The sequence below is a fragment of the Candidatus Woesearchaeota archaeon genome, from assembly GCA_020854775.1.
Classification (GTDB): Archaea; Nanobdellota; Nanobdellia; order Woesearchaeales; family 21-14-0-10-32-9; genus 21-14-0-10-32-9.
The window spans coordinates 177527-196595 of record JAHKLZ010000005.1; the positions used below are offsets into that span (position 1 = coordinate 177527).

Genomic DNA, 19069 nt, shown 5'->3' on the forward strand with positions numbered 1-19069 from the left:
TTTTAAATTAGTTTGATTTCTTAATTTTATGGTAAAAATACCTAAAATAAAAGGATTGTATCCTGTTGATGAGTTAAATTTATTTTTAGTATTAAATAATTTAAAACCTTCCACCTTGATTAGTTTAGACCCTATATATATTGATAATCCTCGAGTAAAAAACGATTTTAAAAATGGGCGTGATATTATTAGTGGTTTTGATGATTTTTATTTAGCGTTTGATGATGTTCAAGATTTTAGGAAAGCCTTAGTGAAAGAAGGTTTGTTTTTTAATAAAAAAGATGATTCTTTTTTAAGTAGAAAGAATATTGAAAATTATTTTGTTAAATGTCAGCTTGAAAATTATTTTGTTGCTTCTAATAAAGAAAATCTTAATGTCTTAGTTGAGAGTTTTAAATCAGGAAATGATTATGATATAGGTAAAGCTTTAGGTTATCCCGAGGAAGCTTGTGCTCATTATTCTAATCAACCTAAAGCTTCGACAGGAAGCCATTTTTTTAATGAATTAACAATAGGTGTTAATTCAGGCGTTTATATTCCTAGTTGGATAGGTTATATTTCTCACACTCCTTCTAGAATGGATGTTTTGAAAGCTGATTATTCTAAAGAATGTGAATTTCAAGGTAAATTATTTGAGCAATTTACTAGAAAATATAATCCTGTTTTGGCAATGAAAGTTGATGGCAAGTTTAATCGTTTATTAGAAGCTCATAAGAAATAATGCGTAAATTCTTAGTTTTATGTTTTTGACTATTTATTTTTTTTTAATCAACCCTCATAATTTATTAAAAAATTATTATTTTATTCTTTCTATGCTTTTTAGATCTTTTATTCGTTGTTCTGCTCCGATGCTTGTTCTGAATATTTGCCAAAATAATTTTTGTAGCCAATTCACCCATTCTTCATCAGTTATTTCATAGAATATGAACGTATTTCTTTGTTTGTGTTGTTTGAATCTTGCAAATTTATTGTCCACTATGAATGCTCTTAGTGGTTGTTCTGCGTGTCTTATTTCTATTAAGTCTGTTTTGTGTTTTTCGTTTAGAGATTGTATTCTGCTTATATTTTCCATCGATTCTAAATCTACATCGCATAATATTTTTATTGGTGTTTTTCTTATTATTAGTTCTTCTAATAAACTTAATATTGATGTTGTTCCTTGTTTTGTTATTGCCCAAGACAAATTTCCTGAGAATATTAGTACTTGACTTTCTGCGCTTCTTAGCGCGTTTGTTAATCCTTGTTTTTCTGTTATTTCCAGTTCTGTTTGTTTTTCTAGAAATGCTCTTCTTTTCTTTTCTGGAACATGTTGATATATATCAAAAGGGTTAAAATCTTCTTTTTGTCTTGAAGATATTATTTGTGAAAATATTCTTTCTTGATAAGCTGTTGAATGAAAGTTTTCTCCAGAAACAACGTATACTAATTTTAGTGCTCCTCTTGTTCCTTTTCTAAAAGTGTGTGTCGCTATTGTTCCTTGTTCAGAAGATATTTTTTTTACGTAGTTATCTGCTGTTCGCCAATTCTTACTTATTAATTTAGATATTTCTTCTATTGTTCTAGGTCTATTTTTTACGAAGTTTTCTATTTTCTTTGTGATTTTTTGATCTAACAATAAAACAACCCCCTACAACTATGTGCTTATTTTTTTTACAATAATATCTAAATATAGTACAACTATATTAATATTTCTATGTTGTGGAAAAAAGATTTTTGGACGGAGGATGAATACGAAGGACTTGAAGAAGATGAAGAATGATTAATTTCATCTTAGTTCTTAATAGATGTAAGAATCAAGTTTCATAAATCTTTTATATTTATAAGAGGATAACCATTTATTTCTAAACCTTTTTCAAATTTTATTATGTTGCAATTCATACAAATAAAGAAAGGACCATATTTGCCCATTTTTATATCTAAATAGTCCCCGCAACTACATTTCAAGTCTTGCAGTAATTCATTTTTATGTTTCATACACACAGGTATTTTTTGTTCGTTTCTTGTTACCGCGGCTCCATCACAAAAAGGACATCGACTTACTTTGCTTTCTCCATATATTTTTCGTGTTCTCATTTTTTTAGTAAAAAAAAAGAAAAAATTATTTTTGTTTTAGTGCCGCGTGTGCTGCTGCTAATCTCGCTATAGGAACTCGGAAAGGACTACACGAAACATAGTTTAGCCCAACTTCGTGGCAGAATTCTATGCTTTTTGGATCTCCGCCATGTTCTCCGCAAATACCTAATTTTATTTTTTCATTTGTCGATTTTCCTTTTTCTACAGCTATTTTTATTAGATGACCTACGCCTTCTTGGTCGAGTGTTTGAAAAGGATCTTTTTCTAGTATTTTTTTTTCTATGTATTCAGGAACAAAAGATCCTACATCATCTCTTGAGAATCCTAACGTCATTTGTGTTAAATCATTGGTTCCAAAGCTAAAGAATTCTGCTTCTCTCGCAATTTTGTCCGCGGTTATTGCTGCTCTTGGTACTTCTATCATAGTCCCTATTAAGTATTTGACTTTATCATTGCTTTCTAGAATTTGTTTAGCAACTTCTTCAACTATTATTTTTTGATTTTTTAATTCTTCCACGTTTCCTATTAGTGGTATCATTACTTCTGGTTTTACTTCTATTCCTTTTTCTGATACTTCTTTTGCTGCTTCAAATATTGCTTCTGCTTGCATCTTTGTTATTTCAGGATAAGTAATTCCGAGTCTGCATCCTCTGTGTCCTAGCATCGGGTTTACTTCGTGTAATGAATCCATTTTTTTGTGTAATTTTTCTAAAGTCACATTTAATTCTTCTGCGAGTGTTTTTATGTCTGCTTCTTCTCTTGGTAAGAATTCATGTAGCGGAGGATCCAACAATCTTATTGTTATTGGTTTTCCATTCATTATTTTGAACAGTTCATAAAAGTCTTGTTTTTGGTATGGTTTCAATTTTTCTAAGGCTTTTTCTCTTGCTTCTTTTGTTTCTGATAGTATCATTTCTCTTACTGCTTTGATTCTGTTTCCTTCAAAGAACATGTGTTCCGTTCTACATAATCCTATTCCTTCTGCGCCGAATGTTATTGCTTGCGCTGCGTCTCTTGGTGTGTCTGCGTTTGTTCTTATTCCTAGTTTTCTATATTTATCTGCCCAACTCATTAGTTCTCCGAATGCTCCGCTAAGTTCTGGGTCTACTGTTGGTATTTTGCCTTTGAATACTTCTCCTTTTGAGCCATCCAATGTTATATAATCTCCTTCTTTGAATGTTTCTCCACCTATTTCGAGAGTTTTGTTTTTTTCTGAAACTTTCGCATCTGAACATCCTGCGACACAACATTTTCCCATTCCTCTTGCGACGACTGCTGCGTGCGAAGTCATTCCTCCTTTTGAAGTTAGAATTCCTTGTGCTGCTTCCATTCCTATTAAGTCTTCAGGGCTTGTTTCGTTTCTTACAAGAATTACTGAGTGTTCTTGTTTTTTCATTTCTACTGCTGATTCGTTATTGAATGCTATTTTTCCTACTGCTGCTCCAGGACTTGCCGGTAAGCCTTTTCCTAAGGATTCATGTTTATTTTTTGCTACTGGATCTAGTTGTTTGTGTAATAATTGATCTAGTTGTTCTGGTTCTACTCTTAGTATTGCTTCTTCTTCTGTTATGAGTTTTTCTTTACACATATCTATCGCGATTTGTACTGCTGCTTGCGCGGTTCTTTTTCCGTTTCTTGTTTGTAGAATGTATAATTTTTTGTCTTGTATTGTGAATTCCATATCTTGCATATCTTTGTAGTGTTGTTCTAATTTCTTGTATGTTTCCACTAATTCTTTGTACGCGTGAGGCATAGTTTCTTCTAATTGTTTTATTGGTTTAGGAGTTCTTGTTCCTGCTACTACGTCTTCTCCTTGCGCGTTCATTAAATATTCTCCGTAAAATACGTTTTCGCCCGTACTGGGATCTCTTGTAAAACAAACTCCTGTTCCTGAGGTTTCACCCATGTTTCCAAACACCATTGCTTGTACATTCACAGCTGTTCCTATTAAATGATGTAAATCATGCATTTTTCGGTAATGTATTGCTCTACTATTATTCCATGATTTGAATACGGCCTCTATTGATAAAAATAATTGTTCTTCTGCGTTTTTTGGGAATGGTTTTCCTGTTTTTTGTTCTACTAATGCTTTGTATTCTTGCGTTATTTCTTTTAAGTCCTCAGCGTTTAGTTCTGTGTCAACATTAACCCCTTTGTTTATTTTTTTCTTATCTAATATTTCTTCGAAGTCGTGATGTGGCACATCTAGTACTACGTCTCCGAACATCGTAATGAATCTTCTGTATGAGTCCCATGCAAATCGTTCATTGTTTGTTTTTTTGATTAGTCCTTGTACTACTTCATCGTTTAGTCCTAGGTTTAGAACTGTGTCCATCATTCCAGGCATTGATGCTACTGCTCCACTCCTTATTGATAATAATAGGGGATTTTCTGCGTTTCCTAATTTTGATTGCATTGTGTCTTCTAATTTTTTTAGATTTTCTTTGATTTCTTCTTTTATTGTTTCAGGAATTTTTTGTTCTTCTTCGTAATATTTTTTGCATGTTTGTGTTGATATTGTAAATCCTGGCGGTACTGGTAATCCTAGGTTCGCCATTTCTGCTAGGTTCGCTCCTTTTCCTCCTAGTATTTCTTTCATTTCTTTTTTTCCTTCGGTTTTATTTGCTCCAAAAAAGTATACGTTTTTCATTTTTTACCTCCTGTTTAAGAATAAAAATTCCCTCTTCGTCTTTTTTTTTCTTTTTCTTGTTTTTTCTTGCAGTTTCAAGGATGTATGATTTGCTTAAAAAAGTTACGGAAAAATGATTTATTTGTTTATTATTTCTCGTGGTAATTCTTCAGGGATTCTTGTTAGTATTTCGTAATTTAGTGAACTTTTTTTATCACTAAATGATGCAAATCTTATTTCTTTATTATTTTCTTGCCCAATTAGTATTACTCTATCCCCTATATTCACATTTTCTAATCCTGAAATGTTTATTTGGAATAAATTCATATTTATTACCCCTATTACTTCTGCTATTTCATCGTTAACCATTATCCAAGAATTATTGCTTAATTGTCTTCCGTATCCTTGTGCGTAACCTATGGGAACAGTTCCTATAGTCATATCTTCTTTTGCTAAGTAGTAATCTCCGTAACCTATGTATTCTCCTGCTTTTACGTGTTTTATACTCATTATTTCTGATTCCCATGAAAGTATTGGTTGTAGCGGATCTTTTTTCTTTTGTTTTTTTGTTAAGTAAAACATTCTTGTTTCATCGCTTGGCCAAAATCCGTATTGCATTATCCCTATTCTTACTAAGTTTCTTCTTGTGTTGGGCATTGTGACTGCTGCTGCTGAGCAAGCAGCATGTGTTAATTCATATTTTATGTTTGCTTTGTCAAATTCTTCTAAGTATTTTTTGAATCTGTTATTTTGTTTTTTTATTCTATAATAGTTGGCTATGCTTTCTGCTCCTGCGAAATGTGTGCATATTCCTTTTATTGTTATGTATTCTTTGTTTTTTTGTATTATTTTGAATAACTCAGGTAATTCTTTTTCTGAGAATCCTGTTCTGTTAAGCCCTGTTTCTACTTCTATATGTATTTTTATTTTTTTGTTTAGTTTCTTTGATGTTTTTAGTGCTTCTTTTAATCTTTTAAAATTGAAAACAAAGAATTCTATATCATTTGATATTACCCAATTTATTTTTTTTAGAGATAAAACACCCATTATCATTATAGTTGAATTTTTTGTGCTGTATTTTTTTACTTTGTATGCTTCGTCTTGACTAAATACTGAGAAATGATTTATTCCAGATTCTTCTGCCAATAAAATCATTTCTTTTATTCCGTGTCCGTAAGCATTGCCTTTTACAACAGATGATATTATTGTTTTTTCACCTATTATTTTTTTTATGAAGCGTATATTTTCTTCATACTTTTTTTTGTCCAAATATATTTTTGAAGAATACATTTTTTTGAGTATCTGATTATTTATTATAAGTTTTTCTAAACCACCCCTTTTTTTTTAATAATTACTTTTGAGTGGTTAAAATAATAAACTTTAAAAATGATGAGGTCTTTCTTTGTGTTATGAGTGAGCGTTTTAAAAAAGTTAAAAATTTTAAGACTTTAAGATTTAATAAAGATAATTTGATTAGGTCTGTTGAATTGAATATTTTTGATTTTTCTACGTTAGATTCCGTTATAGCCATTAATTTATCTAATAAAGATAGTTGGCCTGTTGAAGGCGTATATGAAAAAAAGATTGATTATGATTTTTTGGATGTTATATTTTCTCCTAATACTCGTAGTGTTGGCGCTCATTTGAGTTTAAATTTTGAATATGTTAATTCTGATTTTAATAAGGATAATTTAATTAATTTGTTAGTATTAGAAAATGATGATTTAACTAAATTAGATGTTGTTACTAAGATCAGGTTTTTTGTTGGCGATACTTCTTCTTTGATTAATTTTTATGGTTCTTTAATGCCTAATGATGAGTTTTCGGGTATTGCTAGAATAGCAACAGGTGTTTTTGGAAATCCTAATTTTAATGATTTGAAGAGTATGGATGGATTGTATAAAAGAATAGGTCAAACAGATATTTTGGTTCAGTCTGATTCAAAAAAAAGTTTTTTTTCTAGTAAGTCAGATACGCGTCATACTTATGTTCGTTTGTTAGAATTCGAATATCAAGATGTTTTGCCTATGTATAGGAAGTAATCTTACGATAAAGAATAAATTGAGCAATCCAGAACATAATACTTTTTATGATTCTGTAAATCTTACTTATAAGCGTGCTTTGAATAATTAATTTTTTGATAATATTTATATACTTGTTTTTTTATTTTTTTATTTATGTCTCGAAGTATTAGTGGTAGGAAGCCTTTATTGGTTGTTAGACCTGACGTTATTAATGCTTTGTTTCCTTTGTTTTTTAAGAATTTCTTTGTTTTTTTACTTTTATGTTTTGGTTTATATTTCTTGTTAGGCATATTTGTTAGTTTTGTTGATTTATTTGTTCTTCCCAATGCTGGTTTGGTTTTTTTGATTGTTTTTATTTTAACTTTTTTTTCTATTTCTTTTAGGTTGATTATTCTTAGATTAACTAAGTATTATTTTTACGAGACTAACGCTGTTAAGGAATTTAGATTCATTGTTATTAGTAGAAAGTCCGTTGTTTATAGTCGTATTACTAATATCGTTTTGAAGGTTTCGTTGTGGGATCGTATTACTGGTGCGGGCAGCATTACTTTACACACTGGCGATGATGAAATGCCTGATTTAGTTATTCGTTATGTTAAAGATCCTGTCAAACTTGAGGAGTTAGTGTATTCTTTGATTCATAAGAAGAATTCTCATGTTAGCCACGTTGTTGATATGTAAAGTTAAGAAAAAAAATTTGAGTTTTTTATGCTTTGTTTTCTTATGTCTTGTTGCCATTTGAATGTTTCTAAGAATGTTATTTTGTTTTTGTATTCTTCCCATTCGAAGTAGTTATTTGTTTTCTTAGTCATCATCATTTTTATTTTTTTAAGCATTTTCTTCTCCTCCTACTAAGTAGTCGTCAAAGTAGTCTATGTCTTCGTTTATTAGTCTGTGTTCTATTAGTATTGGTATTAATCTTTTGTTTATTTGTTCGTATTTGTCTATTTCTTCTTGGTATTTTTTCATGTTTTTCACCTCTCTAGGTTTTTCATTGTCTGTCTCATTATTTGTGAGAATGTTATTTTTTGTATGTATTCAGGGTTTGTGTGGTTGTTATTCATTGTTTTTCACCTCACACCTTATTGGTTTGGTTTAGTTTAAATACTCCGCGCGCACGTTTGTCCAGTGCTTGTGTTTTTAAATAGGTCTAAGAAAAGTTTATAAAAGAAGATTAATTCTAGTGGATTGGTGATGTACATGAATATACTAAATATAACTTTTAATGGTATAAGCGCAGAGAGAAAATCCGTGCCTAAAGGCAGTATTTCTGTTTCTAACAATATCAAGATTGAAGGCGTGGAAGAAGTTAAAATGGGTCTTGATAAGACTAAAAGTGCTTTGAAGTTCTTATTTTCTTATAAAACTGTTTATTCTCCTGATATTGCATCTATTGAGCTTAAAGGTGAGCTTTTAAGTTTAGTTGATGTTGCTGAAGCAACAATTATTCTTGATAAGTGGAAAAAAGATAAATCTTTAGACAAAGATAATGCTAAAGTTGTTATTAATAACGTTATGAATAAATGCACAGTCGAAGTTATTTTGTTATCTAGAGAGCTTGGTTTGCCTTCTCCTATTCCTATGCCTAGTGTGAAGGATGATTCTAATAACAAACCTGCTAAGAAATAATTATTTTTTTTGTTTTTTTTATTTTAATTTTCCTTTGAAAGCTATTTCTTTTAGTGATTTTCTGTTACTTGGTTGTTCTCTCTCTTTTAATTGTAAAGGTAAATCTTCTTTGTTTCCTGGTTTTCCTATTGCTATCATTGCTTCTACTTTGTATGCGTCAGATATGTTCGCGATTTTTCTTGCTTCTTCGTGATCAAATCCTCCTATTCCATGTGCTATTAAGTCATTCATTGTTGCTTGTAGCGCTAGGTTTTGCCAAGCGGCGCCTGTATCAAAAGAATGTGTTTTTGAATATTCTTCGTTGTATTCAAAGTTTTTTCTTGAAACTAAGATTATTAGTGCTGAAGCATTTTTTGCCCAAGATTTATTGAAATCTATTAATAAATTTAAGAATTGGTTCCATTCTTCTGAATCTCTTAATGCGTAAATAAATCTCCAAGGTTGACTATTATAAGAAGATGGTGCCCATTTTGCTGCTTCAAATAAAGCTAGTAGTTCTTGTTCTGTTATACTTTCTGGTTTCATTGCTCTTGGAGACCATCTGTTTATGAATAATTCATTAATTTTTTGTTCTGTTTTTCTATGTTCTGTTAATTTCATATTTTACCTCTTGTTAGAACTTGTTTAATCTAGGAATATTAGTTTTTATTTAAGTTTTTTTAAGAATCTTAAAGGATTTATTTTTTTAGTTAAAGAAATAAGACTTGTTTGATTCTTGATTATTAACTTGTTTTGTTATTGTTTCATATTTCGTTTTTATTAAAGGTATTAATTCATTTTTAAATATTTTATCTAAGTCATTATAAAAAAACATCGATATTGTTGCTCCCATCATTATTATGCCGACTTGTACTCTTTTCCAAGCTCTTGATGTTTTATCTTGGTATTTTTGGAAGTCATATAAATAACGTGGTTCACTTAATATTATTTTTTGATTTGTTTCTTTTTCCAGTAATTTTTTTTCTAATAAGTTCATTTTTAATCTTAATATTGTTCTTTTATTATTTAAAAAAAAAAAAAGATTATCCGTAGTAACTAGGTCTTTCATCTTTTAGTTGTTTTCCTGCTGCGGATCTGAAATGATTTTGTATCTCTGCGTAAGCGTCTTGAACTTCTTTTGTTATTGACGGTCTTACTTTTTTAAGCGCTTCTTCAAAGAATTCTTTTTTAATAACAGTGGTTTTCAAGTCTTTTCTTAGTGCTAGCATAGCTGCTTCTCTACATAAGCTTTCTATGTCAGCTCCTGAGTATCCGTCTGTTTTGTCTACGAAGTCTTTTAAATTGACGTCTTTAGCTAAAGGCATTCCTTTTGTATGTACTTTGAATATTGCTTCTCTTGCTTTTTTGTCAGGTGCGCTTACTAGTAGTATTCTGTCAAATCTTCCAGGTCTTAGAAGTGCTGTGTCTAATAAGTCAGGTCTGTTCGTTGCAGCTATTATTACTATGTCTGCTAAGTCTTGCATGCCGTCCATTTCTGTTAATAATTGATTTACTACTCTTTCTGTTGTGTGACTATCGTTTGTTCCAACGTGTCTTCTTGGTGCTACGCTATCTATTTCATCAAAAAAAACTATGCATGGGCTTGCTTGTCTTGCTTTTTTGAATATTTCCCTTATTGCTTTCTCTGATTCTCCAACCCATTTGTTTAGTAATTCAGGTCCTTTCACAGATATGAAATTGGATTCTGATTCTTTTGCTACCGCTTTAGCAAGTAATGTTTTTCCTGTTCCAGGAGGTCCATATAGAAGTACTCCTTTTGGAGGTCTTACACCTAATTTTTGGAATTCTCCTTTGTGTTTTAATGGCCAGTCAACTGATTCTATTAGTTCTTGTTTTACTTCTTCTAATCCTCCAACTTGTTCCCAAGTAGTTTTTGGTGTTTCAAATAATACTTCTCTTAGTGACGATGGTCTTACTGATTTTAGTGCTTCTTTAAAGTCTTCCATTGTTATTTTTATTTCGCTAAGAGTTTCTTCTGATATTTTTTGGTCTTCTTTAAGATTTAATTGTGGAAGTATTTTTCTTAATACGTTCATTGCTGCTTCTCTGGATAGACTAGCGAGGTCTGCGCCTACAAATCCATGGGTGACTTCTGCTAGTTTTTCTAAAGATACATCTTTGTCTAGAGGCATGTTTCTTGTGTGAATTTTTAATATTTTTAGTCTTCCTTCATATTGTGGTACTCCTATTACTAATTCACGGTCGAATCTTCCAGGTCTTCTTAATGCAGGATCTAAAGAATTAGGTATGTTTGTAGCTGCTATAACTACTATTTTTCCTCTGCTTTTTAGTCCATCCATTAATGCTAAGAGTTGTGCTACTACTCTTCTTTCTACTTCTCCTTTGCTTTCTTCTCTTTTTGTTGCTATCGCGTCTATTTCATCAAAAAATATTATGCTTGGAGCGTTTTTTTCTGCTTCTTCAAATATTTTTCTTAGATTGGCTTCGCTTTCTCCATAGAATTTGCTCATGATTTCTGGTCCGTTAATAACGTAGAAGTTGCTGTTTGTTTCGTTTGCTACTGCTCTTGCAACTATGGTTTTTCCTGTTCCTGGCGGTCCATGCAATAAGACTCCTTTCGGTGGTTCTATTCCTAGTCTTTGGAATAATTCAGGGTGTTTTAATGGTAATTCTACCATTTCTCTGATTTTTTCTAGTTCGTCATCTAATCCCCCTATGTCTTCGTAGGATACTTCCACAGTTGTTGTTTCTTTTTCTTCTTCTGTGCTTGGTTCTACTCCTTCTTGTTTGTATTCGAATTGTGTTTCTTCATTTATGACTACTGGTCCTTGTTTTGGATCTGTTTCTAAAACTACGAATTTTATGTCTGGAAATCCGAACATGCTTTCTAATACATCCGCTATTCTAGCTGAGTCTCCTAGTGCTGATGTTCTTTTTTTGAATTTGGACATTGCTACTAAGTCTCCTTTGAATACTGCTCTTCCTACGAATCCTAATTTGAATAAGTCTAGATTTGATGCTTTAATTATTAATCCTTCTCTTGCAGGAGCTATTATTACTTTTTTTGCATCTGTTACTTCTGCTTTTTTTACTGATACCCATTCTCCTATTCCTGCTTTTGCATTTCTTCTTAGAAGGCCGTCCATTCTTATTATTGGTAATCCTATGTCTCCTGGTAAAGCCCTATCCACTATTCCTATGGTTGTTCTTTGTCCTTTTATTTCTACGAAGTGTCCTTCTCGTACGCCTAGTTTCTTCATGTACCCGCTGTCTATTCTTATTATGCCTTTGTTTACGTCATCCTGTATGGATTCTGTTACTTTTAAGTTTAGTTCCACGTTGTTATTGTTATTTTCATTTTCTTCAACCATTTTGTTTCATCCCCTCTGAAAAAATTGTGCTTTTTTTAAACCTGTTTAGAGTATTAATTATTATTTTATTTAAGAATAAAACTCAGTATTTATATTTTTTGAAAAAAAACATGATAATAAAAAAATATTATTCTATTTTGTATATGGATCCGCCTTTTCCTCGTAGTCTGTTTTGTTCTTCGAATTCGCTTTTTATCATTAGTTTTATTACTTCACTTACTGCTATTACAGACATGCTAACTATTATTATTATGAGCCAATCCTTTAATAGTAGAGCTTCTGTTCCTAATATTCCTTGTGCGGGCGCCCAATACACCGCTAATAAGGTGCATAAAAATGATAGTCCCACCGCTATGAATATGTATTTGTTTTTGAAAAAGTTATTATTAAATATGGTTGTGTGTAGTGATCTCGCGTTGAATGTATGGAATAATTCGAACATTATTAGTGTTACGAATGCTACTGTTCTTGCTTTTTCTATTGTTGCTCCTGCTACTTCTAATTCCCATATGAATAATAAGAGTGTTCCTACGAATAGTATAGGTACTAATACTAGTATTTTTAGTAATACATATCCTGATAATAGTTTTTCTTTTGGGTTTCTGGGTTTTTGTTGCATTACTTTATCTCTTGTTGGTTCTATGCTTAGAGCGCTTGCTGGGAAAGTGCTTGTTACTATGTTTACGAATAATACCATTATCGCGGTTAATGGGTTTAGTATTCCTATTAGTACTGAGATAAATATTAAGGTTACTTCTGTGAAGTTTCCTGTTAGTAAGTAGTATATGAATCGTCTTATGTTGCTATATATTGTTCTTCCTTGTTTTACTGCTTTTACTATTGTGCTGAAGCTATCATCTGCTAGTACCATGTTAGATGCTTCTCTTGCGACGTCTGTTCCTGTTTTGCCCATGCTTACTCCTATGTCTGCTTTTTTTAGAGCTGGTGCGTCATTTACGCCGTCTCCAGTCATTGCCACTATTTCTCCTAGTCTTTGTAGTGAATTTACGATTCTGAATTTGTGTTCGGGTGTTGCTCTCGCGAATATTACTACTTTGCTCATTGCGTTATCTAAGTCTTCATCATCCATGTTATCTAGTTCTGATCCTTCTATGATTAAGTCATATTTGGATTTTACTAAGCCTAATTTTTTGCCTATGCTAGTAGCTGTGTGTTTATGATCTCCTGTTACTATTATTACTTTTATTCCTGCGCTTACGCATTCTTCTACTGCTTTGTAAACATCTTCTTTTATTGGATCTTCTATTCCTAATAAGCCTTCTAGAACATATCCTTTTTCTAAGTGTTTGAGTTCTGCTTTTGTTATTTCTCCTCTTTTGTCAAGTTTTATTGGTTTGGGTATTTTTTTTGTTGCTAGCGCTAATACTCTTAGTGTTAGTGAAGCGTATCTTGTTAATTTTGCTGAGAGTCTTGCTTTGTCTTTAGGAGTTAGTTTTTTTATTTTTCCTTGTATTCTTATGTAGTCACATTTTTCTATTATTTTATCGTATGCTCCTTTAAGGTACGCTGTTTGTGTTCCTTTATGTTTTGACTTATTTATTGTTATCATGTATTTTTGTCTTGAATCAAATGCTACTTCGTATAGTTTCGGATTGTCTTCTTTCATTAAAGCGTCATCTATTCCTGCGCTTTTGGCTAATGTTAATAGAGCGCCTTCTGTTGGTTCTCCTGATAAAATCCATTCTCCTTCGTCGAATGTTAATTCTGCGTTGTTGCATAAAACGCATGTTTTTAAGAATTCTTTGTGTTGTTGTAAATATTCTTTTTTTAATTGTTTGTCTTTTGTTGAAAACATGCTTATTGGTTCGTATCCTTTTCCTGTTACGTCTATTTCTTCTCCTGAAGATAAGTATGCTTTTACGACTCTCATCTTGTTTTCTGTTAATGTTCCTGTTTTATCAGTGCATATAACCGTGGTTGTTCCTAGTGTTTCTACTGATCCTAAATCTTTAACTATGGCTTTTTGTTTTGCCATTTTTTTTACGCCGTTAGATAATCCTAGGGTTAATGCTAATGGGAAACTTTCTGGTATTCCTGATACTGCTAATACGCTCGTAAATAGTAGTGCTTCTAATAATTCCAGTCCTTGACTTAGTAATATGAAAAAGAATAGTACACATATACCTATTACTGTTAAAGATATTCTTTTGCTCATTCCATCTAATTTTTTTTGTAGTGGACTTTTTACGTAGCCTATTTTTCTTAGAGTCATAGATATTTTTCCTAGTTCTGTTTTGATTCCTGTTTCTACAACTACTCCTAGTCCTGAGCCTCCTGATATATTTGTTCCGTTAAATATCATGTTTGTTCTGTCTGATATTACTACTCCTGGTACATCTAGTCTTTCGGGGTATTTTGCTTTTGATACTGATTCTCCTGTAAGTATTGATTCGTCTACTCTTAATCCATTGCTTTCTATTATTCTTATATCTGCAGGAACTATCATTCCTCTTTTTAAGAAAACTATATCTCCTTGTACTAAGTTTTCAGCTAATATTTCTTTTCTTTTATTATTTCTTAATACATCTACTTTTTTTGCTGTTAATTTTGATAGTGCTTCTACTGATTTTCCTGCTCTATATTCTTGTATGAATCCTAGTAATCCTGTGAATAGTATTATTACCATTATTACTATGAATTCTTCTACGTGATCTGAGAATAAGGATATTAATGATGCTGTTAATAATACATATATTAGTAAGCTGTTAAAGTTTCTTAGAAGCATTTTTAGAGCTGAGTTTTTTTCTTCTTTTGCTATGGTGTTAGGTCCGTTTTCTTGTAGTCTTTTTTTTGTTTCTTCTTCTGTGAGTCCTTGTCTGTTTGTTTTTGTTTCTGAGAATATTTCAGGTATTGATTTTATGTGCCAATTTCTATCTTCTGTTTTCATGTTTTCTGTCATTAATTAACACCCTTTTTTTTAATAACCCTCTTTTTAACTTATGTTTTTAAGGAACTAAGTTATATATAAATGTTATAGTTATTTGTTTGTTTTTTATTAGTTAGGTTTAGTAAATAATATAAATAAGAAAGTATTTAGTTGTTTAAGCACGTTTTTTTGGGGTGTTTAGTGGTGGTTATTCAAATGAGGGCGTTAAGGTTTGTATTTTTGTGTTTGTTTTTAGTTTTTTTGCTTTCTTTCATCGTTATTGCTCAGTCTTCTGATAGAATAGATAGTGATGGTGATGGTGTTATTGATGCATTTGATAATTGTCCAGATACTAATACAGGTGAAGGCTTACCTATTATTTTGAGGAATCCTGACTTTCTTGGTTGTTCTTGTTCTCAAATTTTTAGTTTGATGGAGCAAGAGTATTGTAAAGAAGTTTATTGTTTTCCTAATAGACCTTTAGAGATTAGGAATCGTGCTTTTTCTTCTAGGCCTAATCCTTGTCCTTCTCCTAGGTGTGAAGGTAATACTTTATTTAGTTATGTTATTGATGAGATTCGTTGTCATAGTGGTAAGGAACTTCCTTATGAGTGTGAAGAAATAATTATTGAGAATTCTGATATTTGTATTAATGGTTTGTTGGATGTTGAGGATTTTTTTGTTGTTGATGATTCTGTTCCTATAGATATTTATGATTTAGTTGTTCTTTCTTATCTTGAAGGTTCTGTTTTTGTTGATTATTTTGATATGAGGAGTAAATCTTCTTTAATTAATAATAATGATGTTGTTTTGGATAATGTTGTTGTTGAGCGCGAGGTTTCTGTTAATGAGCGACTTGTTAATAATAGGCGAATAGTTGTTGCTGATGTTTCTTTAGTTATTATTCCTGATAATTATGTTAGACTTGATGATTTTATTATTGTTGAGCGAATTCATGGTGATTTGAGTAATAAGAATCTTGTTATTAATGGGGATTATTTTTATGATTCTTCTAAGCAGTTAATTTTGTGGCGTGTTGATTCTTTGAAGGACGAGGTTGTTTTTTCTTATAGAATTACTCCTGGTTTTGATTTGGATTTTGAGTTTTTTGTTCAAGGTGATGTTAAAAATACTTTGTTCAGAGAATTGTTGCTTCCTTTGTTTTTATTGACTTTGCTTATTGGTTTGGTTGTTTCTTGGATTATTTCTATGCATGAGAAAAACAGAGTTTTTAAAAATTAGTTGTTCTTTCTTTTTGTTTGTAGGGCAGTGCGTGACCGTCCATTTATTGGAGGAAAGTCCGCTCACCGAGAATGTCACTCACTTTTTTGTGAGATCCTGAAAAGGATGGCAACCACTCAGAAAAGAGACCCCTCATATCCGGGATGATAGATGCGAAGGCTTAGGTGACTAAGCTGAGTTAACCTCTTGACTTTGTTTATGAGAATGGATGAAACTGTGAGTCCTTGACTGGTGCAACTCTTTGGAGAGGCTTAGTAGAATGTCACGAATAACCCTTCCATTTTATGGGGGTTGACAGAAAGCGGCTTATAACTGTCCTACTCTTGTTTTTCTATGTATTTGTATATTTGTACTTGTTCGTTGTCAAATATTTTTATGAATTGTTCGCTGTGTTGTAAGAAGAATTGTAGTCCTTCTTCTCTTCCTATCCATGTTCCTCCGTTTTTCATTTTTTCGTGTATGAATATGTATTCTATGTTGTTTTCGTTTAGTAATTGTTGTAATTCGCTTAGTTTTCTTGCGTAGAATATTTGATTTGCTATGTCTATTTTTTCGTTTTGTTTATTTTTTTGAGTGTTTCCATCTAAGAATGTTTGTTTTTGTGATAAGTATTGTATCATGAATCCTTTGTTTTCTGTGCTTAGGACTTGGTTTTCTGTTTTTATTGATGCTAAGAATTTTGATGCTTCTACTTCTTGTTTGCTTATTTGTGTTAGTTGTGTGTTTATTGTTATTATTGCTGAAAATAATATTATGTAGAATATTAGGAGTATCGCTATTTGTTTTATTTTTTTTAGTTCCCATTCCATTGTTAATAATTGGTTCATTCCTATTCCTGCAAATATTGCTAGTGCTAATGCGAATATCAGTCTTATTTCTGGTATGAATAAAGAAATTATTAGTCCTGTTGTTAGTGATGTTGTTATTATTGTTCTTTCTTTTCCTTTTTCCCACCATGCAAATAGTCCTATCGCGCTTAGTATTATTAATGGTATTGAGTATCCGTTCATACTTCCTAGTTCTATTAAAACGTTGTCTAGTATTGTTCTTTGTATGTTTATGAATAAGTCCAGTGTTAAGAAATATATTGCAAGAGATATTATTGATATTAGTAGCGTTAGTTTTATTGTTTTGTTTTGTTTTTTTAGTAATAATTCTGTTATTAGGAATATTGTGAATATTATTCCTAGTATTGGATTTATGAAAGTCATTAGTATTAGAGGTATGCTTGTTGTGTATGTTTTTTTCATGTATAATATTATTGTGAGTAGTAATAGTGGAAATGCTAAATTGTCAGGGTTTAGTGTTGTGAATTTGTATAGAAATATAGGAGTTAATGAAAATAATAGTAATGCTAATACTATTTCGTTGTCCGATAAATTTAGTTTTCTTAGTATTATGAATATTAGTATTATTGTTAGTATTCCTGTTATTAAAGGTATTATGAATGCTATTCCTACGTCGTTTAAAGGTATTTTTTTTAATAATACGTGAAATGGGTTGTTATTTGTTATTTGTTTGTGTAGTGGTTCTTGTTGTATTTGATTTACTTGTATTAGATTAAGGTATGTTTCTTCTGATGTGAATGTTTTTTCTGTGAATCCTGTTTTTAGAGTCATAGGTAATATTAATAATAAGAATATTACTATTAGGATTGCTGTTTGTATTTTTTTGTCTTTCATTTTTTTATTCTCATTGTTATTCTATTAGTGTGACTACGCAGTTAACGCTGAATATTTCTGTTTTTGATTGTTCTCCTTCATATATTTTTTTTATACAGTCGTTGTCTTCGTAAAATAGGTTTGTTATTTTTTCTTTATTTTTTGCGTGTTCAGATAATAATATGTAGTCTACTGAATAATAGTTTAGTTTTGTTAAAGCAGGTATTAAGAATCGATCATCATATATTTTTTTTGTTTCTCTGTATCTTAAGTCTATGTTTTTTATTAATAAAAAGTTTTGATCTATGACATTTTTTCTTTGCGCGTAGTAGCTCATTGCTGAGCTTTCTTCTGGTAGTGCTAGTATTGTAGCGTTTTTGTTTGTGTTTTGTTTTATCCATTCGAATGCTTCTTTGTCGTTTTCTGTTGGTACTTTTGATGCTTCGTAGAATGAATATGTTAGTGCTGGTATAAATGATGTTAATATTAGTATTATTATCAAAGTTTTTGTTAGGGTTTTTGTTATTTTGAATTTTAGATTCTCTGCATAATTTAGGGTTTTTCCAAGAGTTCCTGATGCTAATATACTCATTGTTACTCCTAAGAACATTAGTCCTATGTATATGTTTATTAGTTTAAACCATAATAAGAAAAAGAATGTTATACATATTGATATTAGCATAGTTACTGATTTTTTTCTTGATGAAAATACTGAGTCGTAAATGGTTATTACTCCGAATAGTAATGGTATTGTTCCTATCCAGTATAGGCTTTCTATGAATGTTAGTTCTTTGTATATTTCTAGTATTAGTTGTATTGGTACGTTTTGGTATATTGCTGCTGATCCGTGTGTTGTTATTGCTTGTTTGTATATTGTTAGATTAGACCATACTATTAGGAATATTGAGAATAGTAGTAGTTCTGGTTCTTTTGAGCTTTTTTTGAATCCTTGTATTTTTAGTAGTGCTACGTATATTAGTAAGCTGAATGCTAGTATTAGTGAGGATGCGTGTGATAGTGCTAGTATTATTAGGCAAGTTAATAGTTTCCATAAGTTTTCTGAGTTGCTTACTGTTTTTAGGAAGTAGTATGCTGATAAGAAAAATAAAGGTATTACTAAGGAGTATATTGATGCGTTGTTTATTGTGTTTGAGAAGTATACTGGTATTATTGCTGATGCTCCTGCTGTTATTAGTGATGCGTCTTCGTGTTTTGATAAGTGTAGTGAGAATAGAAACACAATTATTATGATTGATGTTGCTAGTATGTTAGGTATTATTTTTAGTACTAGCATTTCTGGTATTATAAACGAGAATATTGTTAGTAAGTAGTAGTATAATGGGCTGAAAACGTTGTTTCTTCCTGAGTAGCTTAATTCGTCTTTGAATAATGGTAGTCCTGTTTCTTTTATGTTTTCTATATTCCTTAGTGTGAAATAAGCGTCGTATGTTATGTCTTCTGTTTGAAATGCTATGAATAGTCTTAGGGCTAATACTAATATGAACATGATTCCTAGTATTATTGTTGTTCTGCGTTTCATGGTTTGTTGAAAAGAATATTTATTTATATATTTGATGGAATAGTTGTTTTTC

Annotated in this window: 16 protein-coding genes and 1 other RNA gene; 6 read left to right on the forward strand and 11 right to left on the reverse strand. The window is 31.1% G+C overall.

All coding sequences use genetic code 11. The features are described 5' to 3' along the window. The first annotated feature begins 28 nt into the window (after positions 1–28). Complete coding sequence (locus KO361_01545; GenBank protein MCC7574250.1) at positions 29–721, forward strand: hypothetical protein; 693 nt, start codon at positions 29–31, stop codon at positions 719–721. Between the two features lie 75 nt (positions 722–796). Here KO361_01545 and KO361_01550 read toward each other — a convergent pair whose 3' ends face one another. From KO361_01550 to alr, 3 genes are all read right to left on the reverse strand, one after another. Continuing rightward, on the reverse strand, positions 797–1615 hold the full coding sequence (locus KO361_01550; protein ID MCC7574251.1) for a hypothetical protein: 819 nt from the start codon (positions 1613–1615) through the stop codon (positions 797–799). Positions 1616–2098: 483 nt separating this feature from the next. Further along, positions 2099–4723 carry a pyruvate, phosphate dikinase gene (gene ppdK / locus KO361_01555; GenBank protein ID MCC7574252.1) on the reverse strand — a complete coding sequence of 875 codons (2625 nt, stop codon included), beginning with the start codon at positions 4721–4723 and terminating at the stop codon, positions 2099–2101. A 117-nt stretch (positions 4724–4840) separates the two neighbouring features. Then, positions 4841–5992 carry an alanine racemase gene (gene alr / locus KO361_01560; GenBank protein ID MCC7574253.1) on the reverse strand — a complete coding sequence of 384 codons (1152 nt, stop codon included), beginning with the start codon at positions 5990–5992 and terminating at the stop codon, positions 4841–4843. A gap of 119 nt (positions 5993–6111) precedes the next feature. On the opposite strand from alr, the gene KO361_01565 reads away from it, so the two are divergent. Together KO361_01565 and KO361_01570 are read left to right on the forward strand one after the other, a co-directional pair. After that, positions 6112–6744, forward strand: coding sequence for a hypothetical protein (locus KO361_01565; GenBank protein MCC7574254.1), 633 nt, complete (start codon positions 6112–6114; stop codon positions 6742–6744). Positions 6745–6879: 135 nt separating this feature from the next. Further along, the gene (locus tag KO361_01570; protein MCC7574255.1) at positions 6880–7407 is read left to right on the forward strand and encodes a PH domain-containing protein; all 528 of its coding nucleotides are present in this window, start codon (positions 6880–6882) and stop codon (positions 7405–7407) included. A 2-nt stretch (positions 7408–7409) separates the two neighbouring features. On the opposite strand, the gene KO361_01575 is transcribed toward KO361_01570, so the two are convergent. Next, complete coding sequence (locus KO361_01575; GenBank protein ID MCC7574256.1) at positions 7410–7562, reverse strand: hypothetical protein; 153 nt, start codon at positions 7560–7562, stop codon at positions 7410–7412. Beyond that, positions 7555–7695 (reverse strand): hypothetical protein, encoded by a 141-nt coding sequence (locus KO361_01580; GenBank protein MCC7574257.1) that lies wholly within the window; start codon positions 7693–7695, stop codon positions 7555–7557. Before KO361_01580 ends, KO361_01575 begins: the two co-directional genes overlap by 8 nt. Positions 7696–7917: 222 nt before the next feature. On the opposite strand from KO361_01580, the gene KO361_01585 reads away from it, so the two are divergent. Beyond that, positions 7918–8355: a hypothetical protein gene (locus tag KO361_01585; GenBank protein ID MCC7574258.1), complete on the forward strand. Its 438-nt coding sequence runs from the start codon at positions 7918–7920 to the stop codon at positions 8353–8355. A gap of 18 nt (positions 8356–8373) precedes the next feature. Here the strand turns inward: KO361_01585 and KO361_01590 are convergent, their stop codons facing one another. The 4 genes from KO361_01590 to KO361_01605 all read right to left on the reverse strand — a co-directional run bounded on the left by KO361_01590 (position 8374) and on the right by KO361_01605 (position 14607). Next, the gene (locus tag KO361_01590) at positions 8374–8955 is read right to left on the reverse strand and encodes a nitroreductase family protein (GenBank protein ID MCC7574259.1); all 582 of its coding nucleotides are present in this window, start codon (positions 8953–8955) and stop codon (positions 8374–8376) included. Positions 8956–9040: 85 nt separating this feature from the next. Then, positions 9041–9403, reverse strand: coding sequence for a hypothetical protein (locus KO361_01595; GenBank protein ID MCC7574260.1), 363 nt, complete (start codon positions 9401–9403; stop codon positions 9041–9043). Then, entirely contained in the window at positions 9378–11654 is a 2277-nt protein-coding gene (locus KO361_01600) for a CDC48 family AAA ATPase (protein MCC7574261.1), read from the reverse strand. The genes KO361_01595 and KO361_01600 overlap by 26 nt, the downstream gene beginning before the upstream one ends. A 160-nt stretch (positions 11655–11814) precedes the next feature. After that, entirely contained in the window at positions 11815–14607 is a 2793-nt protein-coding gene (locus KO361_01605) for an HAD-IC family P-type ATPase (protein MCC7574262.1), read from the reverse strand. A 228-nt stretch (positions 14608–14835) separates the two neighbouring features. Between KO361_01605 and KO361_01610 the strand changes: the two genes are divergently transcribed. Then, positions 14836–15816, forward strand: a complete 981-nt coding sequence (locus KO361_01610; GenBank protein MCC7574263.1) for a hypothetical protein — start codon at positions 14836–14838, stop codon at positions 15814–15816. A 19-nt stretch (positions 15817–15835) separates the two neighbouring features. Beyond that, an RNA gene (rnpB, locus tag KO361_01615) (RNase P RNA component) lies at positions 15836–16137 on the forward strand. Here rnpB and KO361_01620 read toward each other — a convergent pair. Both KO361_01620 and KO361_01625 read right to left on the reverse strand, forming a co-directional pair. Continuing rightward, positions 16134–17498 carry a hypothetical protein gene (locus KO361_01620; protein MCC7574264.1) on the reverse strand — a complete coding sequence of 455 codons (1365 nt, stop codon included), beginning with the start codon at positions 17496–17498 and terminating at the stop codon, positions 16134–16136. The genes rnpB and KO361_01620 overlap by 4 nt on opposite strands. Before the next feature lie 16 nt (positions 17499–17514). Beyond that, complete coding sequence (locus KO361_01625) at positions 17515–19017, reverse strand: hypothetical protein (protein ID MCC7574265.1); 1503 nt, start codon at positions 19015–19017, stop codon at positions 17515–17517. Positions 19018–19069 lie beyond the last annotated feature (52 nt).